The following is a 26,205-nucleotide window of genomic DNA, read 5'->3' as shown; positions in this document are numbered from 1 at the left end:
TGCCGGTACGGCGGCTGATCTACCTGTCAGTAGCTTCCCTGTTTCTGCAATCCCCGCTTCGCTCCAGCAGCCGGCTCGGCCTTGCGCAGCAGCAGCCAGTAGGCCGCGCTCAGCAGGGCGAGGAACGGTACACCGAACACCAGGGTCATGCGGAAGGCGGGCACGAAGGCGGTGGTCACCAGGATCGCCAGCATCAACGCAAGGCCCAGCAGCGTCGCCCAGGGGAAGCCCCACATGCGGAAGGACAGTTGCAGCCCGCCTCGGCGCTCGTGGTAGCGGCGGAAGCGGTAGTGGGTGAAGAAGATCATCATCCAGGCGAACAGCGCGCCGAAGATGGAGATGGCCATCATCAGCATGAAGGACTCTTCCGGGAACGCCAGGTTGACCAGGGTGGCCAGGGCGATGCCGGTGCAGGACAACGCCAGGGCGTTCAGCGGCACCCCGGCGGCGCTCAGCCGGCCCATGGCCTTCGGTGCGTAGCCGGCGCGGGAGAGGCTGAACATCATCCGCGTGGTGGTGTAGAGCTGGCTGTTCATGGCCGACAGCGCGGCGATCAGGATCACGAAGTTGATCAGCCCGGTGGCGCCGGGAATGCCGACCTGCTGCATCACGCTGACGAAGGGGCTCTGGGCGCCCTGCCCCGACTGGTTCCAGGGCACCATGGCGAGGATCAGTGCCAGGGTCAGGATGTAGAACACCAACAGCCGCACCATGGTCACGCGGAAGGCCTTCTTCACCGCCTGCTCGGGCTGTTCGGCCTCGCCCGCCGCCACCGCGATCATCTCGATGCTCAGGTAGCTGAAGATGGCGATGATCACCGCAATCCACACGCCGGACAGTCCCTTGGGCAGGAAACCGCCATGCTCGACGTAATGCTGGAAGCCGTATTCCGGATTGCCGCCGCCGAACACCAGCCAGGCGCCCAGCAGGATGAAGGCAAGAATGGCGCTGATCTTGATCGCCGAGAAAGCGTACTCGAAGTGGCCGAAAGCCTTGACGCTGATGGCATTGGTCAGGATCAGCGCCGAGGAGAACAGCAGGATCCACACCCAGCCAGCCACGTCGGGGAACCAGTACTTCATGTACAGGGCGATGGCCGTGACCTCCGTGCCCACCGCGAGGACGATGGCCGCCCAGTAGGCGTAGCGCACCAGGAAACCGGCCAGCGGGCCGACGTAGTACTCGGCGTAGGCGCCGAAGGAGCCGGAGGTGGGATGGGCCACGGTCATTTCCGCCAGGCAGCCCATCAGCAGCAGCGCGATGAGCGCGCCGATGGCATAGCTGATCAGCACGCCCGGGCCAGCGAAGCCGATGGCGAAGCTGCTGCCCATGAAGAGCCCGGTGCCGATGGCGCCACCGATGGCGATCATGCCCATCTGCGCCGAAGTGAGATGGCGCTTGAGCCCCTGCTCGCGGGCCGCGATGGCGGCGAATCCAGTCTTGTCGTTCATCTTGTGCCTCGAATCTCTTGTCGTTGTGGCAGGCGTCAGAGGAGTTGCAGCGGGTATTCGACGATCACCCGCAATTCGTTGTTGTCCGCGGTATCGGCACGAGCCACCTCTTCGGTGGAGCGGATGCTGGCCTGGCGCAGGCGCAGCGACAGGTCGCGGGCGGCGCCGGACTGCACCACGTAGCGCAGTTCGATATCCCGCTCCCAACGCTTGCCGTCGTCGCCGTAGCGTCCATAGGCGCCGTTGGGCCCTCCCTGGTAGTGGCTGTCGTCGATGTGGTCGCCGCTGATGTAGCGGCTCATGAAGCTGAGGCCAGGTACACCGAAGGCGGCCAGGTCGAGGTCGTAGCGCAGTTGCCAGGAGCGTTCGTTGGGGGCGTTGAAGTCCAGCACCTGCACCGAGTTGGCGAGGAAGATCGAGGTGCCGCTCTGGCGGTCGAAGCCCAGGTAGTCGAAGGGTTCGTCGCCATGCACTCGCTGGTAGGCCAGGGTCACACCGTGGGGACCTTGGCTGTAGCGCGCCGAGGCGGACCAGGTGGTGTTGTCGATCTCACCCGCCAGTTTCTGTCCCTCGTCCAGGGTGCGGTAGAGGTTGAGGTCGAAGGTCAGGGCGCGTTCGTCGTCCAGGACCAGGCGCTGGCTGGCGCCGGCGTAGTACTGCCGCCAGATGTCGTCGAAGCGCGAGGTGTAGGCCGTGAGGCTGGTGCTGTCGCTGGGGGTCCAGCCAAAGCCGGCGTAGTCGACCCGGCGCGTCTCCACCTGGGCGTAGAGCGCCTTGAGGGCGCCGTCATTGTTGGTGGAGTTGCCATCGTTGCCAGCGGTGAAATGGCCGGCATCCAGCAGCAGGTCATCGACTTCCCGGCTGTTCAGGGAGAAGCCGATGGCCATGGGGGTGAAGAGCCGTGCGTTGCCGGTGCCGAACACCGGGTTCATCGGTGCCTGGCTGCCGTACTTGAGCTCGCTGCGGGATACACGCAGTTTCACGGCAGCGCCCACTTCGGAGTATTCGTCCTCCGGTTCGCCGCGCGAGTCCACCGGCAGCAGGTCGGTGCCGGTACGGGCGCGGCTGCTGTCGAGTTTAAGGCCCAGGTTGGCGTAGGCGTCGATGCCCAGGCCAACGGTGCCTCGAGTGTAGCCGGAGGCGAAGTCGAGCATCATCCCGTGGGCCCACTCCTCGCGGTAGTTCTGCCCGCCCGGGTTGTTCAGCAGGTTGCGGTGAAAGTAGAAGTTGCGCTGGGTCCGGACCAGGTGGCTGTCTTCGAGGAAACCACCGGCCTCCTCCGCCATCAGGTGGGGACTCAGGGCGCCGAGCAGCAGTAACGGGCACGCCGACAATGGATTCAGCTTCATGGGGTTCAACCTATTGTTGTGCTTATGGGGTCGAGAGTGGGCGCCGCCCGCCTGGATGGCGCCCGGGCAAGGTCATGTCGGAGTGGCTCAGGTCACCTGCTTGCGCGCCATGAAGCGCTCCTCGCGCCAGACGCCGCTGTCGAGCACTTCGCCGAGGATTTCCGCGGCGTCCCAGACGTCGGTGAAGCGGGTGTAGAGCGGCGTGAAACCGAAACGCATGATGCGCGGCTCGCGGTAGTCGCCGATGACGCCGCGATCGATCAGCGCCTGGACCACGGCGTAGCCCTCGGGGTGCTCGAAGCTCACGTGGCTGCCGCGACGGGCGTGCTCCAGGGGGGTCACCAGGGTCAACGGGTAATCGCCGCAACGGGCCTGGACGCGCTCGATGAAGAGATCGGTCAGGGCCAGGGACTTGCGCCGCAGGGCCTGCATGTCGGTCCTGGCGAAGCCGTCCAGGCCGCACTCCACCAGGGCCAACGAGGTGATGGGCTGGGTGCCGCAGAGGTAGCGGCCGATACCCGGCGCCGGCTCGTAGCTGGGCTCCATGCCGAACTGGCGGGCGTGCCCCCACCAGCCGGACAGCGGTTGCCAGACCAGCTCGCGCAGGGCGGGTGCCACCCAGACGAAAGCCGGGGAACCCGGGCCGCCATTCAGGTACTTGTAGGTGCAGCCGATGGCGTAGTCGGCGCCTGCGGCCTTGAGGTCCACCGGCACGGCACCTACGGAATGGCACAGGTCCCAGATGGTCAGCGCACCACATTCGTGGGCCAGGGCCGTGAGTGCGGCCATGTCGTGCAGGTAGCCGGTCTTGTAGTTCACCTGGGTGATCATCACGACCGCGGTGTCGGCGCCGATGGCTGCCGGCAGCTCCTCGGGACTGTCCACCAGGCGCAGGCTGTAGCCCTGCTGCAGCATGTCGGCCAGGCCTTCGGCCATGTAGATGTCAGTGGGGAAGTTGCTGGTCTCGGTGACGATCACCTTGCGCGACGGGTCGCGGCCGGCCTGCACACGCAGAGCCGCCACCAGCACCTTGAACAGGTTGATGGAGGTGGTATCGGTGACCACCACTTCATCCTCGCCGGCACCGATCAGGCGTGCCAGCTTGTTGCCCAGGCGTTCGGGCAGGCCACGCCAGCCGGCGCTGTTCCAGCTACCGATCAGGCCCTCCCCCCATTCGTCGGCCAGCACCTGGCGGGCCCGCTCCAGGGCCGCCCTGGGACGCGCGCCGAGGGAGTTGCCGTCGAGGTAGATCACACCTTCGGGCAGGGCGAAGTCCTCGCGCAGCGCGGCGAGTGGGTCACGGGCATCGAGGGCCAGGCAGTCTTCTCTTGTTGTCATGGTCTTTTCCTAGATCGACAGGGGACGCAGCACGGCGCGGACCGGACTGGCGTCGAGGTAAGTGAACTTGAGCGGCAGGGCGATCAGCTCGTAGTCGCCGGGCGGCACCTCATCCAGTAGCAGGCCTTCGAGAATGGCCATGCGATGGCGTGCCACCGCGAGGTGCGCAGCGAGCTCCTTGCTGTCCTGCGGGTCCAGGGAGGGCGTGTCGGTACCCACCAGGCACACACCATGGCGGGCCAGCAGGTCGATGCTGCCTGGATCGATGGCGGCAAAACGCTGCGGCCAGGCGTCCAACGGCGCGCGGTTCCAGGTGCGGATCAGCACCCGTGGCGGCACGCCATCAAGATGGGGCGCCAGTTGCTCGGGACGAACACAGTCGACCGCGTCCAGGCAATGGATGACACGGCACGGCCCGAGGTAAGGCGCAAGATCCACGGCCCCGATGGCCGCACCGGTGGCGTCGTAGTGCAAAGGCGCGTCGGCGTGGGCCCCGGTATGCGGGGACAGGGTGATGCGCCCGACGTTGACCGGGCACTGCTCATCGATGTGCCAGCAGCGCTCCTCCTGGAAAGGCGTGTCGCCTGGCCAGGTGGGCGTACTGGTGTCCAGCGGCGGGCTGATGTCCCACAGGACCTTGCCGTCGAGCATGATCGATCTCCTCTGATAGCGAGAGAATCATGCTCAATATCCCTGCGAATTTTCGTGCTATCTTTGCACCGCTCACCCCATTCATTCGCAGATAATTTCGTCTTTAACCACATCAAGAGAATAATATTCAATTGACTCTGGATTCCACCGACCTGCGCATCCTCCTCTGCCTGCAGCAGAACGGCCGCATCAGTAATCAGGAGCTGGCAGAGAAGGTCGCGCTGTCGCCATCCGCCTGCCTGCGCCGGCTGCGCAACCTGGAAGAAGGCGGCGTCATCCGCGGTTACCGCCCCATCCTGGATTCCGAGCGCCTGGGCATCGAACTGGAAGCCCTGGTGCACATTTCCATGCGCCAGGACGAGGAAGGCTGGCACGAGCGCTTCGTCGAACGGGTCCAGGGCTGGCCCGAGGTGGTCAGCGCCTGCATCGTCACCGGCCACAGCAACTACGTGCTGCGGGTACAGGCGCGGAACCTGAAACAGTTCTCCGATTTCATCGTCAACCGCCTCAACCGCGCCAACGGGGTCACCGACATCCGCTCGGAAATCATCCTGCAGACCATCAAGGAGGGTGGCGGCGTGCTCGACTTGCTGGCGGCGCGCAAGTAGGCCCGGTCAGGGCAGCAGGAACGCAGCCACCGCGTCGGCGGCGTTGTCCAGATGCTGCTCGTGGGTCAGGCCAGACGCCTTGAGCGGCTTGAGGTCGTGGTCCCCCGCCGCGAGCCAGTGCAGCTGGATGGCACCCGAGAGGTCGTAGCCCGCCACTGTCGAGCGATCACCCATGGGGTCGCGCTCGCCCTGGACGATCAGGGTCGGCGTCTTCAGCTCCGCCAGGTGAGCGACGCGGGGCTTGTCCGCCTTGCCCACGGCATGGAAGGGATAACCCAGGCAGACCAGGGCGTCGACGCCCAGCTCATCCGCCAGGAGGCTGGCCATCCGCCCCCCCATGGACTTGCCGCCGATGGCCAGCCGGCCTGTGACCTGCTGTCGCACCAGGGCATGGATTTCCCGCCAGCAGGTGAGTAGCTGGGGCTGGGGATTCGGTGGTCGACGGCGGCCATCCTCCCGTCGCGCCGCCATGTAGGGGAACTCGAAGCGGGCAACCGCAATCCCTCGCGCCGCAAGCCTTTGCGCCATCCGTTCCATGAACTCGCTGTCCATGGGCGCCCCCGCGCCATGGGCCAGGATCAGGGTGTTCTCAACCAGGCCCGTAGGCCTGTTCCACAACAGCATTCAGTGTTCTCCGTGAGCTCAGGGCCATTGACCCAGATCAATGGTCGCCCAAAGGGCTTTAACCATGCTTGCCGCGCAATCCAAAAAACCGTGGACGGAAGCCCATAACATGAACACAGCAAGCAGTGCCGCCTATAACTACAAGGTGGTCCGCCAGTTCGCCATCATGACGGTCGTCTGGGGAATCGTCGGGATGGGGCTCGGCGTTCTCATTGCCGCACAACTGGCCTGGCCGGAACTCAACTTCAACCTCCCCTGGACCAGCTTCGGCCGCCTGCGCCCGCTGCATACCAATGCGGTGATCTTCGCCTTCGGCGGTTGCGCGCTGTTCGCCACCAGCTACTACGCGGTGCAGCGCACCTGCCAGACCCGCCTGATCTCCGACAAGCTGGCCGCCTTCACCTTCTGGGGCTGGCAACTGGTGATCGTGCTGGCCGCCATCAGCCTGCCAATGGGCTGGACCAGTTCGAAAGAATACGCCGAGCTGGAGTGGCCGATCGACATCCTGATCACCATCGTCTGGGTCAGCTACGCCATCGTCTTCTTCGGCACCGTGGCCAAGCGCAAGACCAAGCACATCTATGTGGGCAACTGGTTCTTCGGCGGCTTCATCCTCACCGTGGCCATCCTCCACCTGGTGAACAACCTGGAGATCCCGGTCACCCTGACCAAGTCCTACTCGCTCTACTCCGGCGCCACCGACGCCATGATCCAGTGGTGGTACGGCCACAACGCCGTGGGCTTCTTCCTCACCGCCGGCTTCCTCGGAATGATGTACTACTTCGTACCGAAGCAGGCCGAACGCCCGGTGTACTCCTATCGCCTGTCCATCGTCCACTTCTGGGCGCTGATCACCCTGTATATCTGGGCCGGCCCGCACCACCTGCACTACACCGCCCTGCCGGACTGGGCCCAATCCCTCGGCATGGTGATGTCCCTGGTGCTGCTCGCACCCTCCTGGGGCGGCATGATCAACGGCATGATGACCCTCTCCGGTGCCTGGCATAAGCTGCGCTCCGATCCCATCCTGCGCTTCCTGGTGGTGTCCCTGGCCTTCTACGGCATGAGCACCTTCGAAGGCCCGATGATGGCCATCAAGACCGTCAACGCCCTCTCCCACTACACCGACTGGACCATCGGCCACGTGCATGCCGGGGCGCTCGGTTGGGTTGCGATGGTGTCCATCGGCTCCCTCTACCACCTGATCCCGAAGGTCTTCGGCCGCGAGCAGATGCACAGCCTCGGCCTGATCAACGCCCACTTCTGGCTGGCCACCATCGGCACCGTGCTGTACATCGCCTCCATGTGGGTCAACGGCATCACCCAAGGCCTGATGTGGCGCGCGGTGAACGAGGACGGCACCCTCACCTACTCCTTCGTCGAGGCGCTGGAAGCCAGCCACCCCGGCTTCGTGGTGCGGGTGATCGGCGGCGCCATCTTCCTCAGCGGCATGTTCCTCATGGCCTGGAACACCTGGCGCACCGTACGCGCCTCGAAACCGGCCGAGTACGACGCCATCGCCCAGATCGCCTGAGGAACCGATAGATGAAAAAGCATGAAGTCATCGAGAAGAACGTCGGCCTGATGGCGCTGTTCATGGTCCTGGCCGTCAGCATCGGCGGCCTGGTGCAGATCGTGCCGCTGTTCTTCCAGGATGTGACCAATAACCCGGTGGAGGGCATGAAGCCCTACACCGCCCTGCAACTGGAAGGCCGCGACATCTACATCCGCGAAGGCTGCGTTGGCTGCCACTCGCAGATGGTCCGTCCGTTCCGTGCCGAAACCGAGCGTTACGGCCATTACTCCGTCGCCGGCGAGAGCGTCTGGGACCACCCCTTCCTGTGGGGCTCCAAGCGTACCGGTCCGGACCTGGCCCGCGTCGGCGGCCGCTACTCGGACGACTGGCACCGCGCGCACCTGTACAACCCGCGCAACGTGGTGCCCGAGTCGAAGATGCCCGCCTACCCCTGGCTGGTGGAGAACACCCTGGACGGCAAGGACACCGCCGCCAAGCTCCACGCCATGCAGACCCTCGGCGTGCCCTACACGGACGACGACGTCGCCAGCGCCCAGGCGGCAGTCAAGGGCAAGAGCGAGATGGACGCCCTGGTCGCCTACCTGCAGGTGCTCGGCACCAGCCTGAAGAACAAGAGGTAGGGCCATGGACATCGGAACCCTGCGTGGCCTCGGCACCCTGCTGGTGCTGATCGCCACCCTTGGCGTGATCTGCTGGGCCTACAGCGGCAAGCGCAAGGCCAGCTTCGACGAAGCCGCCAACCTGCCCTTCGCCGACGATCACCGGAACAATTCCAGGAGCACCCGCGCATGACCACTTTCTGGAGCTGGTACATATCCCTGCTCACCATCTTCACCCTGGTGGCACTGACCTGGCTGCTCTTCGCCACCCGCAAGGGCGAATCCAAGGGCACCACGGACCAGACCATGGGCCACGCCTTCGACGGCATCGAGGAATACGACAACCCGCTGCCCAAGTGGTGGTTCATGTTGTTCCTCGCCACCCTGGTGTTCTCCGCCGGCTACCTGGTCATGTACCCGGGCCTGGGCAACTGGAAAGGTCTGTTCCCGGGTTACGCCGATGGCTGGACCCAGGAAGCCCAGTGGCAGCGCGAAGTGAAGAAGGCCGAGCAGCAGTACGGTCCGATCTTCGCCCGCTACTCCGCCATGTCCATCGAGGACGTGGCCAAGGACCCGCAGGCCCTGAAGATGGGCGGCCGCCTGTTCGCCACCTACTGCTCCATCTGCCACGGTTCGGACGCCAAGGGCGCCCTGGGCTTCCCCAACCTCACCGACAGCAACTGGCGCTGGGGCGGCGAGGCGGAAACCATCAAGGCCTCCATCCTCCACGGCCGCATGGCCGCGATGCCGGCCTGGGGTGAAGTGCTGGGCGACGAAGGCGTGAAGAACGTCGCCGCCTATGTGCGCCAGGACCTCGCCGGCCTCAAGCTGTCGGACGACACCAAGGCCGACACGGAAGCGGGCAAGGCGCTGTTCGCCACCACCTGCGTCGCCTGCCATGGCGCCGAAGGCAAGGGTACCGCCGCCATGGGCGCACCGGACCTGACCCACCCGGCCGGCTGGATCTATGGTTCCAGCCTGGCCCAGTTGCAGCAGACCATCCGTTATGGGCGCAACGGCCAGATGCCGGCCCAGCAGGAACACCTGGGCCAGGACAAGGTCCATGTACTGGCCGCCTACATCTACGGCCTGTCCCACAAGGAACAGGAACTGACCACCAAGCAGTGAAGAAGACGGGGCGGCGCAAGGAAGCGTCGCCCCAACCAGGCAGCCAGGCCTTCGGGTCGAACTGCGTGCCGCGCGAAACGGCACCCTGAGCCGGTGCCGGGGACACAGGGAAGTGTCCACCCCTTCCTTTATATAGTGCGACTCAGTGTCGCACCTCCCCGACCAGTAGCACCCCTCCGCCTTTGACATCGGCTAAGCTGCTTTGCAGTCGCCACTTCGTCACAACTCCAAGGCGATCCTTCCCGTCACGCATCAGATCAGGTTACGACGGCTCGTCGAGAACGGCCGGCAACACAGCCACAAAACCTTGTCCAGAGGCCGCCAGGCCCCGGTTTGTATCGGCTTGTGTCGTTGCAATGGCTACCCTCTTTCTCCATACTTGCCGCCGATTTTTTGTCCCCAAAAAACTCCATTAACCGTGGAACCCCTAGCATGAGCACAGCAATCAGTCAGACTGCTTATAACTATAAGGTGGTCCGCCAGTTCGCCATTATGACGGTGATCTGGGGGGTCATAGGGATGGGTCTAGGCGTGTTCATCGCCGCACAACTCGTGTGGCCGGAACTCAACCTGAACCTGCCTTGGACCTCGTTCGGCCGCCTGCGCCCCCTGCATACCAACGCGGTGATCTTCGCCTTCGGTGGATGCGCCCTGTTCGCCACCTCCTACTATGTGGTGCAGCGCACCTGCCAGACCCGCCTGGTATCCGATAGTCTGGCCGCCTTCACCTTCTGGGGTTGGCAAGCTGTGATCGTGCTGGCCATCATCACCCTGCCGCTGGGCTACACCTCCTCCAAGGAGTACGCCGAGCTGGAGTGGCCGGTCGACATCCTGCTGGGTCTCGTGTGGATCACCTACTGCGTGGTCTTCTTCGGCACCATCATGAAGCGCAAGACCAAGCACATCTACGTGGGCAACTGGTTCTTCGGCGCCTTCATCCTGGTGACCGCCATGCTGCACATCGTCAACAGCATGGAAATGCCGGTCTACGCCTTCAAGTCGTACTCCATGTACTCCGGCGCCACCGACGCCATGATCCAGTGGTGGTACGGCCACAACGCCGTGGGCTTCTTCCTGACCACCGGCTTCCTGGGGATGATGTACTACTTCGTGCCGAAGCAGGCCGAGCGTCCGATCTACTCCTACCGCCTGTCCATCGTGCACTTCTGGGCGCTGATCACCCTGTACATCTGGGCCGGTCCGCACCACCTGCACTACACCGCCCTGCCGGACTGGGCCCAGTCCCTCGGCATGGCCATGTCCCTGATCCTGCTGGCTCCGAGCTGGGGCGGCATGATCAACGGCATGATGAGCCTGTCCGGCGCCTGGCATAAGCTGCGCTCCGACCCCATCCTGCGCTTCCTGGTGGTGTCGCTGGCCTTCTACGGCATGTCCACCTTCGAAGGCCCGATGATGGCCATCAAGACCGTCAATGCCCTCTCCCACTACACCGACTGGACCATCGGCCACGTACACGCCGGCGCCCTCGGCTGGGTTGCCATGATCTCCATCGGCTCCCTGTACCACCTGATCCCGAAGGTGTTCGCCCGTGAGCAGATGCACAGCGTTGGCCTGATCAACGCCCACTTCTGGCTGGCCACCATCGGTACCGTGCTGTACATCGCCTCCATGTGGGTCAACGGCATCACCCAGGGCCTGATGTGGCGTGCGGTGAACGAGGACGGCACCCTCACCTACTCCTTCGTTGAAGCCCTTGAAGCCAGCCACCCGGGCTACCTGGTGCGCATGATCGGCGGCGCCTTCTTCGTGACCGGCATGCTGCTGATGGCCTACAACACCTATCGCACCGTACGTGCTGCCAAGCCGTCTGAATACGACGCCGCTGCGCAGATCCCGCAAGGAGCTCACTAATGAAGCAACACGAATTAGTCGAGAAGAACATCGGCCTGCTGGCGCTGTTCATGGTGATCGCCGTGAGTATCGGCGGCCTGGTGCAGATCGTGCCGCTGTTCTTCCAGGACGTGACTAACAACCCGGTGGAAGGCATGAAGCCGCGCACCGCGCTGGAACTGGAAGGCCGTGACATCTACATCCGCGAAGGCTGCGTTGGCTGCCACTCGCAGATGGTCCGTCCGTTCCGTGCCGAAACCGAGCGTTACGGCCATTACTCCGTCGCCGGCGAGAGCGTCTGGGACCACCCCTTCCTGTGGGGCTCCAAGCGTACCGGTCCGGACCTGGCCCGCGTTGGCGGCCGCTACTCCGATGACTGGCACCGTGCGCACCTGTACAACCCGCGCAACGTAGTGCCCGAGTCGAAGATGCCCGCCTACCCCTGGCTGGTTGAGAACAAGCTCGACGGCAAGCACACCGCCGACAAGATGGAAGCTCTGCGCAAGCTGGGCGTGCCCTACACCGACGAAGACATCGCCGGCGCCAAGGCAGCAGTCAAAGGCAAGACCGAAATGGACGCCGTCGTGGCGTTCCTGCAAGGTCTGGGCACCGCTATCAAGAACAAACGGTAACGCAAGATGGATATCGGGACTCTCCGCGGCATAGGCACTTTCATTGTCTTCGTCGCCTTCATCGGCGTCGTGCTCTGGGCCTACAGCAGCAGGCGCAAGAGCAGCTTCGACGAAGCCGCCAACCTGCCCTTCGCGGATGAGCCTCCCAAGTCCGCAAAGCGCGACGAGCAAGCTTCTAGGAGTGAGAAAGAATGACTTCGTTCTGGAGTTGGTACGTAACCCTGCTCACCAGCGCCACGCTGGTGGCGCTGACCTGGCTGATCTTCGCCACCCGCCGTGGCCAGCGCCAGGAAAGCACCGAGGAAACCGTCGGCCACGCCTTCGACGGCATCGAGGAATATGACAACCCGCTGCCCAAGTGGTGGTTCATGCTGTTCGTCGGCACCCTGATCTTCGCCGTCGGCTACCTGGTCATGTACCCGGGCATGGGCAACTGGAAAGGCATCTTCCCCGGCTACGGCGAAGTGACCGAAGGCAAGCCGTTCGCCAACGGCCAGACCGGCTGGACCGGCGTGCACCAGTGGGAAAAGGAGATGGACAAGGCCGATAAGCAATACGGTCCGATCTTCGCCAAGTACGCCGCCATGCCCATCGAGGAAGTGGCCAAGGACCCGCAGGCCCTGAAAATGGGCGGCCGCATGTTCGCCTCCTACTGCTCCGTGTGCCACGGCTCCGACGCCAAGGGCGCCTACGGCTTCCCGAACCTGACCGACCACGACTGGCGCTGGGGTGGCGAAGCCGCCACCATCAAGACCACCATCATGGGTGGTCGCCACGGCATGATGCCGGCCTGGGGTGAAGTCATCGGTGACCAGGGCGTACGCGACGTTGCCGCCTTCCTGCGCGTGACCCTGCATGGTCGCGAACTGCCGAAGGACGTGAAGGCCGATCCGGAAGCCGGTAAAGCCATCTTCGCGGCCAACTGCGTGGCATGCCACGGTGCGGAAGGCCAGGGCACCCCGGCCATGGGCGCGCCCAACCTGACCCACCCGAACGCCTTCATCTATGGCAGCAGCTACGCCCAGCTGCAGCAGACCATTCGCTATGGTCGCCAAGGCACCATGCCGGCCCAGGAGCAAGTCCTCGGCAACGACAAGGTGCACCTGCTGGCTGCCTATGTTTACAGCCTGTCGCAGAAACCTGCTGCAGAAGCTGAAAGCAAGTAATACCCTAGCCCGCCATGCGCGACGCACTGTCGCACATGGCGGGCCGCTATCAGGCGTACCATATATAGCGGATAGAAAGACTCGGGCCGGCAACGCACTGGTCAGAGCGCCGATAACCGCCGTGGTATGAGAAAGATGAGCGAACAGATTCCCGTCAAGAACATCACCCCTCCCCCGGCCAAGGGCGGTGAAACCACCGACCTCTACGCCAGCCGCGAAAAGATCTACACCCGAGCCTTCACCGGCATCTTCCGCAACCTGCGGATGACCGGCGGCGCCTTCCTCTTCCTGCTCTACTTCGGCACTGTCTGGCTCGACTGGAACGACCGCCAGGCCGTCTGGTGGAACCTGCCCGAGCGCAAGTTCTACATCTTCGGCGCCACCTTCTGGCCCCAGGACTTCGTCCTCCTCTCCTGGCTGCTGATCATCTGCGCCTTCGGCCTGTTCTTCATCACCGTATTCGCCGGACGCGTCTGGTGCGGCTACACCTGCCCGCAGAGCGTCTGGACCTGGATCTTCATGTGGTGCGAGAAAGTCACCGAAGGTGACCGCAACCAGCGCATGAAGCTCGACAAGGCCCCCATGAGCGGCCAGAAAGTCCTGCGCAAATCCGCCAAGCACGGCCTCTGGCTGCTGATCGGCTTCGCCACGGGCATGACCTTCGTCGGCTACTTCACCCCCATCCGCGAACTGGTCTTCGAATTCTTCACCGGCGCCGCCAGTGGCTGGGCCTACTTCTGGGTCGGCTTCTTCACCCTCGCCACTTACGGCAACGCCGGCTGGCTGCGCGAGCAGGTGTGCATCTACATGTGCCCCTACGCGCGCTTCCAGAGCGTGATGTTCGACAAGGACACCCTGATCGTCTCCTACGATCCGCGTCGCGGCGAATCCCGCGGCCCGCGCAAGAAAGGCATCGACTACAAGGCCCAGGGCCTGGGCGACTGCATCGACTGCACCATGTGCGTCCAGGTCTGCCCCACCGGCATCGACATCCGCGACGGCCTGCAGATCGAGTGCATCGGCTGCGCCGCCTGCATCGACGCCTGCGACAGCATCATGGAGAAGATGAACTACCCGAAAGGGCTGATCAGCTACACCACCGAGCACAATCTGAACGGCCAGCAGACCCAACTCCTGCGTCCACGCCTGATCGGTTACGCTATCGCCCTGGTCGCCATGATCGGCCTCTTCGCCTACGCCGTGGCCGTCCGCTCCCTGGTGGAGCTCGACGTGATCAAGGACCGCGTGCTGTACCGCGAGAACGAGCAGGGCCGGATCGAGAACGTCTACACCCTGAAGATCATGAACAAGTCCCAGGCCGACCAGACCTTCGTCGTCGACATCGAGGGCCTGGACGGCCTGGTCTACGAAGGCAAACGCGAAGTCCGCGCCGACGCCGGCGAAGTGCTCTCGGTCCCGGTGGAACTGTCCATCGACCCGGACCAGCTGCCATCCAGCACCAACAAGATCCTCTTCCGCGTCCACAGCGCGGATGACCCCAGCATCAAGACCGACGCCGACAGCCGCTTCATCGGCCCCAGCGTCCGCTAGCAGAACGGAAGACCCATGCAGTCCGAAACTCCCAGCCCCTGGTACAAGCAGCCCTGGCCCTGGTTCATCCTCGCCATCCTCGGCACCTCGGTGGTGCTCGGCACCACCATGCTGGTGATCGCCACGAAGAACCCGCCGAGCCTGGTCTCCGACAACTATTACGAAGTCGGCAAGGGCATCAACACGTCGCTGGAGCGGGAGAACCTCGCCAAGCAACTGGGCATGCAGGCCAGCCTGCAGGTGAATGACGCCAGCGGTCAGGTCGACCTGGAGCTGGTGGGCCAGAGCCGTCCGCAGCAAGTGGTGCTGAGCCTGCTCTCCCCCACCCAGCCGGAGAAGGACCGCCGCGTCGTGCTCCAGCCCCAGGCCGATGGCCACTACCGCGGCCAGCTGCAGGACCCGGTGAGCGGTCGGCGTTTTGTCGAGATAATCGGCCAGGAGCAGGGCCAGGACTGGCGCCTGTTCGAGGAAGAAACCCTGGACAAGGGTAGCGTCATCCGCCTCGGCGAATAGCGCATGAGCGCACCGCTTTCCTGCTATCACTGTGGCCTGCCGGTTCCAGCCGGCAGCCGCTTTGCGGCCCGCGTGCTGGGTGAGACGCGGGCCATGTGCTGTCCGGGCTGCCAGGCGGTCGCCGAAGCCATAGTCGCCGGCGGGCTGGAAAACTACTACCGCCACCGCAGCGACACCGCCGCCAACCCCGACGCACTGCCCCGCGAGCTGCCCGACGAACTGGCGCTCTATGACCGCGCCGAAGTCCAGCAGCCGTTCGTCCAGCACCAGGGCGAATTGAGCGAAACCTGCCTGCTGATCGAAGGCATCAGCTGCGCCGCCTGCGGCTGGCTGATCGAAAAGCACCTGAAGACCCTGCCGGGCGTAGCCGAAGCCAGCCTCAACCTGTCCAATCACCGCCTGCAGGTACGCTGGGCCGACAGCCAGTTGCCCCTGAGCCAGCTGCTCAAGGAACTGCGCAAGATCGGCTATGCCGGGCACCCCTACAAGGCGGACGAAGCTGCCGAACACCTGGCCGCCGAGAACCGCCGCGCCATGCGCCAGCTGGGAGTCGCCGGCCTCCTGTGGATGCAGGTGATGATGGCGGCCATGGCCACCTGGCCGGAGTTCAATATCGACCTGTCGCCGGAGCTGGACACCATCCTGCGCTGGGTCAGCCTGTTCCTCACCACGCCCATCGTCTTCTACTGCTGCGGCCAGTTTTTCCGCGGCGCCCTGCGCGACCTGCGCACCCGCCACCTGACCATGGACGTCTCGGTCTCCCTGGCCATCGGCGGTGCCTACATCGCCGGCATCTGGTCCACCGTCACCGGTGTGGGCGAGCTGTATTTCGACGCCGTGGGCATGTTCGCCCTGTTCCTGCTCGCCGGCCGCTACCTGGAACGCCGCGCTCGCGAACGCACCGCCGCCGCTACGGCGCAGCTGGTCAACCTGCTGCCGGCCTCCTGCCTGCGTCTTCATGGCGGGGGCCATAGCGAGCGCATCCTGCTCAGCGAGCTGAAAGTGGGCGACCGCGTGCTGGTACCGCCAGGTGCCTTGCTGCCGGCCGATGGCCGCATCCTCACCGGCCAGTCCAGCGTCGACGAATCCCTGCTCACCGGCGAATACCTGCCGCACCCGCGGGGCGAAGGCGATGCCGTCACCGCCGGCACCCTGAACGTCGAAGGCCCGCTGACCATCGAGGTCCAGGCCCTGGGCGACGACACCCGCCTCTCTGCGATCGTCCGCCTGCTGGAACGCGCCCAAGCCGACAAGCCGCGCCTGGCCGAAGTGGCCGACAAGGTGGCGCAGTGGTTCCTGCTGATCGTCCTCGGCGCCGCTGCCATCGTCGGCCTGGTCTGGTGGCAGATCGACCCGGACCGCGCCTTCTGGGTCGTTCTCTCGCTGCTGGTCGCCACCTGCCCCTGCGCCCTGGCGCTGGCCACCCCAACCGCCCTGACCACCGCCACCGGCAGCCTGCACAAGCTCGGCCTGCTGCTGACTCGCGGCCACGTGCTGGAAGGCCTGAACCAGATCGACACGGTGATCTTCGACAAGACCGGCACCCTCACCGAGGGCCGCCTGACGCTGAGAGCCATCCATCCCCTGGCCGGGCTGGACAAGGACACCTGCCTGGCACTGGCCGCCGCCCTCGAAAACCGCTCCGAGCACCCCATCGCCCGCGCCTTCGGTCGCGCCCCCCAGGCCGCAGAACAGGTGGACAGCGTCCCTGGCCGTGGCCTCGAAGGCCGGGTCGGTTCGCGCCGCCTGCGCATCGGCCAGCCCGGCTTCGTCGCCGAGCTCGGCGGCCAGCCGGCGCCGGCGATTCCCGGCGACCAGGGCCAGTGGCTGCTGCTGGGCGACGAGCACGGTCCGTTGGCCTGGTTCGTCCTCGATGACCGCCTGCGCGCAGACGCCCCCGCCCTGCTCGACGCCTGTCGCGAACGCGGTTGGAAGCTCCTGCTGCTCTCCGGCGACAGCTCGCCGATGGTGGCCGGCATCGCCCGTGAACTCGGCATCGACGACGCCCGTGGCGGCCTCACCCCGGATGCCAAGCTGGAAGTCCTGCGCCAACTCCACCAACAGGGCCACAAGGTCCTGATGCTCGGCGACGGCGTCAACGACGTACCGGTGCTGGCCGGCGCCGACATCAGCGTCGCGATGGGCAGCGCCACCGACCTGGCCAAGACCAGCGCCGATGCCGTACTGCTGTCCAACCGCCTCGACAGCCTGGTGCAGGCCTTCGCCCTGGCCCGCCGGACCCGCCGCATCATCGTCGAGAACCTGGCCTGGGCGACCCTGTACAATGGCCTGGTGCTGCCCTTTGCCGCCCTCGGCTGGATCACCCCGCTCTGGGCGGCCTTCGGCATGTCGGTCAGCTCGCTGCTGGTGGTGGTCAACGCCCTGCGCCTGGCCCGCACCTGGCCCACGCAACAGTAATCGGAGCCCCTGATGCCAGCGCTTTACATACTGATCCCGGTCGCCATCGGCCTGGTCGGTTTCGCCATCTGGCTGTTCTTCTGGGCCGTGGACAGCGGCCAGTACGACGACCTCGACGGGCCGGCTCACAGCATCCTCTTCGACGACGAGGACCCCAAGCACCAGGCCGGCATCGCCGAAGCCGAGGGCAAAGACAAGGACAAACAGAACGACCTGGACGGGAAGGACGAGCCCCGTGGCTGAACTCGCGCCCCTGCTGCTCTCCGCCCTGATCCTCGGCCTGCTCGGCGGCGGCCATTGCCTCGGCATGTGCGGCGGCCTGATGGGCGCCCTGACCCTCGCCATCCCCCCCGAACAGCGCGCCCGGCGCCTGCGCCTGCTGCTGGCCTACAACTGCGGGCGCATCCTCAGCTACGCCACCGCCGGCCTGCTCATCGGCCTCGCCGGTTGGGCCATCGCCAGCAGCCCGGCAGCCATGGCCCTGCGGGTCGTGGCCGCGCTGCTGCTGATCTGCATGGGCCTGTACCTCGCCGGCTGGTGGAGCGGCCTGACGCGTATCGAAGCCCTGGGCCAGGGGTTGTGGCGCCATATCCAACCGGTGGCGCGCAAGCTGCTGCCGGTCTCCAGCCTGCCCCGCGCCCTGCTGCTCGGCGGCCTCTGGGGCTGGCTGCCGTGCGGCCTGGTCTACAGCACCCTGCTCTGGTCCGCCAGCCAGGGCTCGGCGACGGACAGCGCCCTGCTGATGCTGGCCTTCGGCGTCGGTACACTGCCGGTCCTGATAGCCACGGGCCTGGCCGCCGAACGCCTGACCGCCATGCTGCGCAAGCGCGGCGTGCGCATCGCCGGCGGCCTGCTGGTGATCCTCTTCGGCCTCTGGACCCTGCCCGGTCCGCACCAGGCCTGGTTGATGGGACACGGCGCGCACACCAGCGCCCCCGGCGGCGAGCACCACCACAGCCACTGAACAAGCTTGATACAAATCAAGATGGCCCCGGCGGGCGCCCCATAGACTCCCTGGCAATGACAGCCGAACCGGGGACTCCCGCATGCTCGACAATATTCGCTGGGACGCGAGCCTGATCCGCCGCTACGACACCCCAGGCCCGCGCTACACCTCCTACCCCACCGCCGTGCAGTTCAACCACAAGGTGGGCTCCTTCGACCTGCTCCACGCCCTGCGCGACAGCCGCAAGGCGCACCGTCCGCTGTCGCTCTACGTGCACGTGCCGTTCTGCGCGAACATCTGCTACTACTGCGCCTGCAACAAGGTCATCACCAAGGACCGCGGCCGCGCCCTGCCCTACCTCGAACGCCTGGAACGGGAAATCGAACTGATCGCCTGCCACCTCGACCCGCAGCAGAAGGTCGAGCAATTGCACTTCGGCGGCGGTACGCCCACCTTCCTCAGCCACGACGAGCTGCGCCGGCTCATGGGCCACCTGCGCAAGCACTTCAGCCTGCTGGACGACGACTCCGGCGACTACGGTATCGAAATCGACCCGCGCGAGGCCGACTGGTCCACCATGGGCCTGCTCCGCGAGCTGGGCTTCAATCGCGTCAGCCTTGGCGTGCAGGACCTCGACCCGGCCGTGCAGCGTGCCGTGAACCGCATGCAGAGCCTCGAGGAAACCCGCGCCATAGTCGAAGCCGCGCGCACCCTGCAGTACCGCTCGCTGAATCTCGACCTCATCTACGGCCTGCCCAAGCAGACGCCGGACAGTTTTGCCCGCACCGTCGACGAGGTGATCGCGCTGCAACCTGACCGGCTCTCGGTGTTCAACTACGCCCACCTGCCGGAGCGCTTCATGCCCCAGCGCCGCATCCGCAGCGAGGACCTGCCTGCCCCCGGCCAGAAGCTGGAAATGCTCCAGCGCAGCATCGAGCAACTGAGCGCCGCCGGATATCGCTACATCGGCATGGACCACTTCGCCCTGCCCGACGACGAATTGGCCGTCGCCCAGGAAGACGGCCGGCTGCAGCGCAATTTCCAGGGTTACACCACCCACGGCCATTGCGACCTGATCGGCCTGGGGGTTTCAGCCATCAGCCAGATCGGCGACCTTTACTGCCAGAACAACGCCCAGCTGAACGACTATCAGAGCGCCCTGGAGCATGGCCTGCTGGCCACCAGCCGCGGGCTGCTCTGCGACGAGGACGACCGCATACGGCGCGCGGTGATCCAGCAATTGATCTGCGAATTCGAGCTGGACTTCGCCAGCATCGAAACCCGCTTCAACATAGAGTTTCGCGGCTATTTCGCGGAGATATGGCCACAACTCCAGCAAATGGACCAGGACCAGCTGATTGCCCTGAGCGACAGCCGCATCGACGTGCTGCCGGCCGGACGCCTGCTGGTGCGCTCGCTGTGCATGCTCTTCGACCACTACCTGGCCAGCCAGAGCCAGCAGCGCTTCTCCCGCGTGATCTGAGGGCCTGCCAACGGCCCGCCCTCGTCCCATGCGACCCGTCGCCGCACCACGCCGGTGGGGCGGCCGGTCGCCAGCCCCGGGCCGGGCGCAAGGCTCGGGGCTTCCTGCTGCAGTGCAGCCGCACGGGCTTCCCGACCGCGGAAACCTGAGCGATAGGTCAGGTAGGCTTTTTCTGGCCGTTACCTACACCCTGGGTTAACCTTACGCGCAATGTGTGTTTGCTTTGCAAGGAATGGCTCATGTCCGAAATCATCAAGGTGCGCAACGTCCCCCAGGCCCACTGCAAGGATTGCAGCCTGGCCGCACTCTGCCTGCCCCTGTCGTTGAACATGGAGGACATGGACGCGCTGGACGAGATCGTCAAGCGCGGCCGTCCGCTTAAGAAAGGCGAACTCCTGTTCCGCCAGGGCGATGCCTTCGGCTCCGTCTTCGCGGTGCGCTCCGGCGCCCTCAAGACCTTCACCGTCACCGACGCCGGTGAAGAGCAGATCACCGGTTTCCACCTGCCCAGCGAGCTGGTGGGCCTCTCCGGCATGGATACCGAGCTCTACCCGGTGACCGCCCAGGCACTGGAAACCACCTCGGTGTGCGAAATCCCCTTCGAGCGCCTGGACGAGCTCTCGGTCCAGTTGCCCCAGTTGCGCCGCCAACTGATGCGAGTCATGAGCCGGGAAATCCGCGACGACCAGCAGATGATGCTGCTGCTGTCGAAGAAGACCGCCGACGAACGTATCGCCACCTTCCTGGTCAACCTGTCGGCACGCTTCCGCGCCCGTGGCTTCTCCGCCAACCAGTTCCGCCTGGCCATGTCGCGCAACGAGATCGGCAACTACCTGGGGCTCGCGGTGGAGACCGTCTCCCGGGTATTCACCCGGTTCCAGCAGAACCAGCTGATTGCCGCCGAAGGCAAGGAAATACACATCCTCGACCCCATCGAGCTTTGCGCCATGGCGGGCGGCAGCATCGAAAGCTGATACCCGTAGGAGCGAGCCCTGCTGGTGAAACGTGATGCATGCATCATTCGCGTGCAGCGCTCGCTCCTACAGTCACGCTTCGCATTCTCCTGAAAGGCCCGAACGATGATCTTCGACGACTTTTCCATCAAGACCCTGATCCGCCCGGTCCCGGACTTCCCCAAACCCGGCGTGGTGTTTCGCGACATCACCCCGCTGTTCCAGTCGCCCCGCGCCCTGCGCCTGGTGGCTGACAGCTTCATCCAGCGCTACGTCGAAGCCGATTTCAGCCACATCGGTGCCATGGACGCCCGTGGCTTCCTGATCGGTTCGATCATCGCCTATGAACTCAACAAGCCCCTGGTGCTGTTCCGCAAGCAGGGCAAGTTGCCGGCCGAGGTGCTCGCCGAGCCCTACCAGACCGAGTACGGCGAAGCCTTCCTCGAAGTCCATAGCGACAGCCTCTGCGACGGCGACAAGGTGCTGATCTTCGATGACCTGATCGCCACCGGCGGCACCCTGCTGGCCGCCGCCCGCCTGGTACGGCGCCTGGGCGCCAGCGTGGTCGAGGCCGCCGCCATCATCGACCTGCCGGAACTGGGCGGCTCCGAGCGCCTGGCGGAAGCCGGCATCCCCAGTTTCTGCCTGACCGCCTTCGCCCTCGACGAGCGTTGAGCCCGGTGCGGGTCCGCGCCGGCGGGCCCGCCCCAACCGAAGCACGGCCGAATCGGCCGGGTTACACCCCCTCCAGCCGGCGTTACCCCTCGCCCCACCCCGCTGCGCAATCACCCGCCGAAAGTTGGCGCCCAGGCCCTCGCGCCTGCTTCCCCGATCCTCAATAGTTACATCGACTGATGGCACGGTCATCCGTGCCGCCGATGACAACAACGCATGGCTCCCCGAGCCCGAGAGGATTCCCGAATGTCAGCCAGCGCCACCCTGCCCAAGGCCAACTTCCCCGTTCGCCGCATGGACTTCAGCTTCGCGTCGACCCAGAAGTACTGGTGGAGCGGCGATCCCTTCATGACCCATTTCATGAACAACCTCTCCTCGCTTTTCCCCTACGGCGAGAAGTTCTTCGTCGACAGCGTGCGCGCGGTGCGCGACCAGGTCAGCGACCCGCAGCTGCAGAAGGACATCAGCGCCTTCATCGGCCAGGAAGCCATGCATTCCAAGGAACACGCCACCTACAACGACTATGCCGCCGAGCACGGTATCGACCTCGAACGCCTGGAACTGCGCATCAAGGTGCTGCTGGAGTGGGTCACCCGCTTCACCACCCGCAAGCAGCGCCTGGCCGCCACCTGCGCACTGGAACACTTCACCGCCACCATGGCCGAACAGCTGCTGCGCCGCGAAGACATCAATACCCAGATGGACGACCCGAAGATGTACAAGCTGTGGATGTGGCACGCCATCGAGGAGAACGAGCACAAGGCGGTCTGCTACGACGCCTACAACGCCATCGGCGGCGGCTACCTGATCCGCACCATCACCATGGCCCTCACCACCTTCCTGTTCTTCGCTGTGATCATGGGCTTCCAGGTCCACCTGATGCGCAAGGACGGCCAGCTGTTCAACTGGCGCAGCTGGGCGCGCGGCATCAAGACCCTGCTCGGTCCGCGCAACGGCTACTTCCCGAAGATGCTCAAGCCCTACCTGGACTACTACCGCCCCGGATTCCACCCCTTCGACCACGAAACCAAGGGGCTGGAAAAACGCTGGAAGGAACGCCTGGGATTCAATGGCTGAGCCCCGATCGATGGGTTTCGTACCTCAACCCATCCTACACAAGCCTGTAGGGGCGATTTCAATCGCCAAGCGGGCCGCAGGTCCGCCCAGACAGTTCGCGGGGCAACTTCGTTGCCCTTGGCGAATGAATTCGCCCCTACAAGGAAGCGGCGCCCCCCGGCGCGGGCTTGACCTTCACCCCTCCTCGAAATACTCCGCGAAGAACCCGTCCAACTCCCCCTCGTAGCTGTCCAGGGAATACAGGGTATCGGCCGCCAGCAGGTCCAGCAGGATCAGGCCGTTGAGGCTGGAGTCCTCCTCGGCGGCGGCGCGCAGGCGGCCGGCCATGCCCAGGTTGACCAGGCGCAGGTTGCGGTACAGCTCGCGCAGCCCGTCCATCGACCAGTCCGGCTCCAGCCCGCGTTCCTGCCGCAGATGCTGGCCCAGCAGGTAGGTGCCGAGGGAGCGGTAGAGGGTTTCGGCCGAGGTGCTGAAGGGCCAGTGGAACCAGGCCATGGCCCGCAGCATCCGCGTATGGGGGCAGCCGCTGGTCGCCCCGAGCAGTCCCAGCAGGGACCCCAGGGCCCGCTGCAGGGTGGTTTGCTGGCGGATTTCCCGGCCACGCCAGAACACCGTCACCAGCACTTCCTCATAGGAAGGCGAGTGCGCCAGCACGGCCACCGGCCGCGCCAGTGCGCGGGCGAAGGGGCAGTCGCTCACCTCGCCCGCCCGCAGCGGGCAATGGTCGCACTGCTGGAATTCCAGCCGCGCCCAGTCCGGCCCGGCTTCCGCGTTTGCCGCAGCCTCCGGCGCCGCCACGTCCACCTCATGCACCCAGAGGCGGCCATCGGGGAAACGGAATTCGTAGCGAACCGGCATCTCAGCCTTTTGCTCAAGCTCCATGGTCTACCCTTGCCCCTGTGAAAAGGAAATTCCGACGGTTACCCAGGCGGTTTCGACAACATTCGGACGCCTGAAATCTGACATACACTTCGTACAACAAAGTCGGATAAGCGCCAGAATTCAACCCAGCCAACCGTTCCACTGCGAAAAAAGCGGGCGATATCATGGACAGCAGCCCTTTGGATCTTGCCGGAGCCCTGGTTGAACAGATCGAGGTGGGGGTCATCATCCTCGACCGGAACCTGCGCATCCTCCACTGGAACGACTTCATCAGCCAGCGCAGCGGCAAGTCCCTCGCGCCGGCACGGGGGCAGCCGCTGACCGGCGTGTTCCCGGAAGCCGACACCCCACGCCTGGGCAAGATGCTGGCCCAGGCCCGCGAACAGGGCGTGCATGCCTACACCCACTGGCGCGAAGACCCCTACCTGATCCAGCTGCCCTGCAGCCCCGTGGGCCAGGTGACGCCACCACGCCTGCAGAGCACCCTGCTCTTCCCCTTCGACTGCCGGGGCGAAACCTGTTTCGGCCTGCTGCTCTACGACACCACCGAGTTCGCCCGCTCCAACGAACAGTTGGCTGCCGCCCTCAACGCCCTGGGCAGCAAGCAGCAGGAGCAGGAACAGCTGATCCACAAGCTGGAAAAGGCCAACGCTCAGCTGCTGCAGTCGGAAAAGCTCGCCGCCATCGGCCAACTGGCGGCCGGCGTGGCCCACGAAATCAACAACCCCATTGGCTACGTCTTCTCCAACCTCAAGACCCTCACCGGCTACGTCAACGACCTGCTGCGCATCGTCGACGCTGTCGACGGGGTCGGCAGCCTGGAAGAACTGCAGCAACTCAAGCGCAGCCTGGAGTACGACTACATCCGCAACGACGTCGAAGCCCTGATCCACGAGTCCGAGGATGGCATCGAACGGGTGAAGAAGATCATCACCGCCCTCAAGGACTTCTCCCATATCGAAGAAGAGGAGTTCCGCGCCGCCGACCTGCACAGGGGCTTCGACAGCACCCTCAACCTGGTCAACAACGAGCTCAAGTACAAGGCCGAGGTGGTGCGCGAGTACGGCGACCTGCCGCTGGTGGAATGCATCGCCTCGCAGATCAACCAGGTGGTGATGAACCTGCTGATCAATGCCGCCCATGCCATCGAGAGCTTCGGCCGCATCACCCTGCGCAGCGGTCACCAGGGCGACTGGGTCTGGCTGGAGGTGGAAGACGACGGCAAGGGCATCGAGCCGGCCATCCTCAACCGCATCTACGAGCCCTTCTTCACCACCAAACCGGTGGGCAAGGGCACCGGCCTGGGCCTGGCGCTTTCCTACAACATCGTGCAGAAGCACGGCGGCCGCATCGAGGTCTTCAGCCGTCCCGGCCAGGGCACCCGCTTCCGCGTCTGGCTGCCCCTGCGCCAGCCCCCGCTCGACGGGGCGCCCGCATGAGCGAAGCCCGGCGCCGGCCCACCCTGCTGCTGGTGGATGACGAAGCGCACATACTCAGCGCCTTGCGCCGGGTATTGCGCGACGAACCCTACGAGCTGCTCACGGCATCCGGCGGTGCCGCCGCCCTGTCGCTGCTGGCCGAGCACGAAGTGGACCTGGTGGTCTCCGATGCGCGCATGCCCGGCCTCGACGGCCCCTGCCTGCTGGCCGAAGTGCAGCGGCGCTGGCCCGATACCCTGCGCATCCTCCTCACCGGTGCCACGGACCTGGACACCAGCATCCGCGCCATCAACCAGGGGCGCATCTACCGCTACCTGGGCAAGCCCTGGAACGACGACGAGCTGCGTTTCACCCTGCGCCAGGCCCTGGCGCACCGGCACGCCGAACACGAGCGCCAACGCCTGGAGCGCCTCACCCTGGAGCAGAACCGGCGCCTGCAGGAGCTCAACGCCGGCCTCGAACAGCGGGTCCGCGACCGTACCGCCGAGCTGCAGCAGACCGCCGACATGCTCGATCTGGCCTACGAAGAACTGCGGCGCAGCTACGTGACCACCACCGAAGTCTTCTCCGCCCTGCTCACCCAGCGCCTGCCACGGGACAAGCAAGGCAACGCCCAGGTGATCGCCCTTGTGCGCGCCCATGCCGCCCTGCACCAGCTGCCGGAAGCGGAAAGCCGCGACCTCGCCATGGCCGCCGCCCTCTACAACCTCGGCAAGCTGACCTGGGACGACCACCTGCTCAATCGCCCCAGCGACCTGCTGCACCGCGAGGAGCGCGAACGCTACTGCGGCTATCCCGCCCAGGGCGAGCACCTGCTGATGGCCCTGGAGCCGCTGCACGATGCCGGCCGGCTGATCCGCCACCACCAGGAACGCTGGAACGGCACCGGCTTCCCCGACCAGTTGCGCGGCGAAGCCATTCCCGTCGGCGCGCGCCTGCTGAAGCTCGCCGTCGACTTTGTCGAACTGCAGTGCGGCCTGGTGCTGCAACGCCCCTTGCCGCGCCCGGAAGCCCTGCAGTTCCTCGACCGCTACGCCGGACGACTCTACGATCCGGAACTCTGCCAACAGTTCATCGACCTCTGCACCCGCTGTGCCCCCGACCTCCACGAGGCCGACGCGAGCATCCTCGCGGTAGACACTCGCCGCCTGGAGCCAGGCATGGTCCTGGCGCGCAACCTCCAGGCAGAAAGCGGCATGCTCCTGCTCAACGCCGGCAAGCAGCTCAGCCACACCCTGATCGACAAGCTCATCGCCTTCGAGGCCAGCGAAGGCGCGCGTTACCTTGTTCAAGTCCGTCGCCCCGAGGCTGACACGAGCCCGGCTAAGGAGTAG

Annotated in this window: 26 protein-coding genes; 20 read left to right on the top strand and 6 right to left on the bottom strand. The window is 65.3% G+C overall.

The genetic code is table 11. From position 1 onward, the window contains the following. Positions 1–26 precede the first annotated feature (26 nt). The 4 genes from ACFW0H_RS10055 to kynB form a co-directional block, all read right to left on the bottom strand. Positions 27–1,451, bottom strand: coding sequence for an amino acid permease (locus ACFW0H_RS10055; protein ID WP_422913756.1), 1,425 nt, complete (start codon positions 1,449–1,451; stop codon positions 27–29). A gap of 35 nt (positions 1,452–1,486) precedes the next feature. Further along, entirely contained in the window at positions 1,487–2,800 is a 1,314-nt protein-coding gene (locus ACFW0H_RS10050; protein WP_422913755.1) for an OprD family porin, read from the bottom strand. A gap of 87 nt (positions 2,801–2,887) precedes the next feature. Then, positions 2,888–4,138, bottom strand: coding sequence for a kynureninase (gene kynU / locus ACFW0H_RS10045; RefSeq protein WP_422913754.1), 1,251 nt, complete (start codon positions 4,136–4,138; stop codon positions 2,888–2,890). A gap of 9 nt (positions 4,139–4,147) precedes the next feature. Then, on the bottom strand, positions 4,148–4,789 hold the full coding sequence (kynB, locus tag ACFW0H_RS10040) for an arylformamidase (RefSeq protein ID WP_422913753.1): 642 nt from the start codon (positions 4,787–4,789) through the stop codon (positions 4,148–4,150). A 131-nt stretch (positions 4,790–4,920) separates the two neighbouring features. On the opposite strand from kynB, the gene ACFW0H_RS10035 reads away from it, so the two are divergent. Next, positions 4,921–5,397, top strand: coding sequence for an Lrp/AsnC family transcriptional regulator (locus ACFW0H_RS10035; protein WP_422913752.1), 477 nt, complete (start codon positions 4,921–4,923; stop codon positions 5,395–5,397). A 6-nt stretch (positions 5,398–5,403) separates the two neighbouring features. On the opposite strand, the gene ACFW0H_RS10030 is transcribed toward ACFW0H_RS10035, so the two are convergent. Then, positions 5,404–6,021, bottom strand: coding sequence for an alpha/beta family hydrolase (locus tag ACFW0H_RS10030; RefSeq protein WP_422913751.1), 618 nt, complete (start codon positions 6,019–6,021; stop codon positions 5,404–5,406). 109 nt (positions 6,022–6,130) lie between these two features. Between ACFW0H_RS10030 and ccoN (ACFW0H_RS10025) the strand changes: the two genes are divergently transcribed. The 17 genes from ccoN (ACFW0H_RS10025) (at position 6,131) to ACFW0H_RS09945 (ending at position 22,550) form a co-directional block, all read left to right on the top strand. Then, positions 6,131–7,555, top strand: coding sequence for a cytochrome-c oxidase, cbb3-type subunit I (gene ccoN / locus ACFW0H_RS10025; protein WP_422913750.1), 1,425 nt, complete (start codon positions 6,131–6,133; stop codon positions 7,553–7,555). 11 nt (positions 7,556–7,566) lie between these two features. Further along, entirely contained in the window at positions 7,567–8,178 is a 612-nt protein-coding gene (gene ccoO / locus ACFW0H_RS10020) for a cytochrome-c oxidase, cbb3-type subunit II (RefSeq protein ID WP_422913749.1), read from the top strand. Positions 8,179–8,182: 4 nt separating this feature from the next. Continuing rightward, positions 8,183–8,350: a cbb3-type cytochrome oxidase subunit 3 gene (locus ACFW0H_RS10015; protein WP_422913748.1), complete on the top strand. Its 168-nt coding sequence runs from the start codon at positions 8,183–8,185 to the stop codon at positions 8,348–8,350. Further along, positions 8,347–9,285: a cytochrome-c oxidase, cbb3-type subunit III gene (gene ccoP / locus ACFW0H_RS10010; RefSeq protein WP_422913747.1), complete on the top strand. Its 939-nt coding sequence runs from the start codon at positions 8,347–8,349 to the stop codon at positions 9,283–9,285. The genes ACFW0H_RS10015 and ccoP (ACFW0H_RS10010) overlap by 4 nt, the downstream gene beginning before the upstream one ends. Positions 9,286–9,717: 432 nt before the next feature. Continuing rightward, positions 9,718–11,157: a cytochrome-c oxidase, cbb3-type subunit I gene (gene ccoN / locus ACFW0H_RS10005; protein WP_422913746.1), complete on the top strand. Its 1,440-nt coding sequence runs from the start codon at positions 9,718–9,720 to the stop codon at positions 11,155–11,157. Next, positions 11,157–11,768 (top strand): cytochrome-c oxidase, cbb3-type subunit II, encoded by a 612-nt coding sequence (gene ccoO, locus ACFW0H_RS10000; RefSeq protein WP_422913745.1) that lies wholly within the window; start codon positions 11,157–11,159, stop codon positions 11,766–11,768. The genes ccoN (ACFW0H_RS10005) and ccoO (ACFW0H_RS10000) overlap by 1 nt, the downstream gene beginning before the upstream one ends. A 6-nt stretch (positions 11,769–11,774) precedes the next feature. Next, the gene (locus tag ACFW0H_RS09995; protein WP_422913744.1) at positions 11,775–11,963 is read left to right on the top strand and encodes a cbb3-type cytochrome oxidase subunit 3; all 189 of its coding nucleotides are present in this window, start codon (positions 11,775–11,777) and stop codon (positions 11,961–11,963) included. Continuing rightward, positions 11,960–12,934, top strand: coding sequence for a cytochrome-c oxidase, cbb3-type subunit III (gene ccoP / locus ACFW0H_RS09990; RefSeq protein ID WP_422913743.1), 975 nt, complete (start codon positions 11,960–11,962; stop codon positions 12,932–12,934). The genes ACFW0H_RS09995 and ccoP (ACFW0H_RS09990) overlap by 4 nt, the downstream gene beginning before the upstream one ends. A gap of 135 nt (positions 12,935–13,069) precedes the next feature. Continuing rightward, positions 13,070–14,485: a cytochrome c oxidase accessory protein CcoG gene (ccoG, locus tag ACFW0H_RS09985; RefSeq protein ID WP_422913742.1), complete on the top strand. Its 1,416-nt coding sequence runs from the start codon at positions 13,070–13,072 to the stop codon at positions 14,483–14,485. A 15-nt stretch (positions 14,486–14,500) separates the two neighbouring features. Continuing rightward, the gene (locus tag ACFW0H_RS09980; protein ID WP_422913741.1) at positions 14,501–14,998 is read left to right on the top strand and encodes a FixH family protein; all 498 of its coding nucleotides are present in this window, start codon (positions 14,501–14,503) and stop codon (positions 14,996–14,998) included. Between the two features lie 3 nt (positions 14,999–15,001). Then, the gene (locus tag ACFW0H_RS09975) at positions 15,002–17,416 is read left to right on the top strand and encodes a heavy metal translocating P-type ATPase (protein WP_422913740.1); all 2,415 of its coding nucleotides are present in this window, start codon (positions 15,002–15,004) and stop codon (positions 17,414–17,416) included. Between the two features lie 12 nt (positions 17,417–17,428). Then, positions 17,429–17,659 carry a cbb3-type cytochrome oxidase assembly protein CcoS gene (ccoS, locus tag ACFW0H_RS09970; RefSeq protein ID WP_422913739.1) on the top strand — a complete coding sequence of 77 codons (231 nt, stop codon included), beginning with the start codon at positions 17,429–17,431 and terminating at the stop codon, positions 17,657–17,659. Next, positions 17,652–18,380, top strand: coding sequence for a sulfite exporter TauE/SafE family protein (locus ACFW0H_RS09965; protein ID WP_422913738.1), 729 nt, complete (start codon positions 17,652–17,654; stop codon positions 18,378–18,380). The genes ccoS and ACFW0H_RS09965 overlap by 8 nt, the downstream gene beginning before the upstream one ends. Before the next feature lie 82 nt (positions 18,381–18,462). Then, entirely contained in the window at positions 18,463–19,845 is a 1,383-nt protein-coding gene (hemN, locus tag ACFW0H_RS09960) for an oxygen-independent coproporphyrinogen III oxidase (RefSeq protein ID WP_422913737.1), read from the top strand. Positions 19,846–20,084: 239 nt separating this feature from the next. After that, positions 20,085–20,819, top strand: a complete 735-nt coding sequence (fnr, locus tag ACFW0H_RS09955; protein ID WP_422913736.1) for a fumarate/nitrate reduction transcriptional regulator Fnr — start codon at positions 20,085–20,087, stop codon at positions 20,817–20,819. A 105-nt stretch (positions 20,820–20,924) separates the two neighbouring features. Beyond that, positions 20,925–21,473 (top strand): adenine phosphoribosyltransferase, encoded by a 549-nt coding sequence (locus ACFW0H_RS09950; RefSeq protein WP_422913735.1) that lies wholly within the window; start codon positions 20,925–20,927, stop codon positions 21,471–21,473. Between the two features lie 246 nt (positions 21,474–21,719). Continuing rightward, positions 21,720–22,550 carry a metal-dependent hydrolase gene (locus ACFW0H_RS09945; protein ID WP_422913734.1) on the top strand — a complete coding sequence of 277 codons (831 nt, stop codon included), beginning with the start codon at positions 21,720–21,722 and terminating at the stop codon, positions 22,548–22,550. A 174-nt stretch (positions 22,551–22,724) separates the two neighbouring features. On the opposite strand, the gene ACFW0H_RS09940 is transcribed toward ACFW0H_RS09945, so the two are convergent. Beyond that, positions 22,725–23,432: a DUF6901 family protein gene (locus ACFW0H_RS09940; protein ID WP_422913733.1), complete on the bottom strand. Its 708-nt coding sequence runs from the start codon at positions 23,430–23,432 to the stop codon at positions 22,725–22,727. Between the two features lie 164 nt (positions 23,433–23,596). Between ACFW0H_RS09940 and ACFW0H_RS09935 the strand changes: the two genes are divergently transcribed. Both ACFW0H_RS09935 and ACFW0H_RS09930 read left to right on the top strand, forming a co-directional pair. Next, positions 23,597–24,871 (top strand): ATP-binding protein, encoded by a 1,275-nt coding sequence (locus tag ACFW0H_RS09935; RefSeq protein ID WP_422913732.1) that lies wholly within the window; start codon positions 23,597–23,599, stop codon positions 24,869–24,871. Further along, on the top strand, positions 24,868–26,205 hold the full coding sequence (locus ACFW0H_RS09930) for an HD domain-containing phosphohydrolase (RefSeq protein WP_422913731.1): 1,338 nt from the start codon (positions 24,868–24,870) through the stop codon (positions 26,203–26,205). Before ACFW0H_RS09935 ends, ACFW0H_RS09930 begins: the two co-directional genes overlap by 4 nt.

It is taken from the genome of Metapseudomonas cellulosilytica, assembly GCF_049334135.1.
Classification (GTDB): Bacteria; Pseudomonadota; Gammaproteobacteria; order Pseudomonadales; family Pseudomonadaceae; genus Metapseudomonas.
This window is presented reverse-complemented; position numbering and strand designations above follow the sequence as displayed.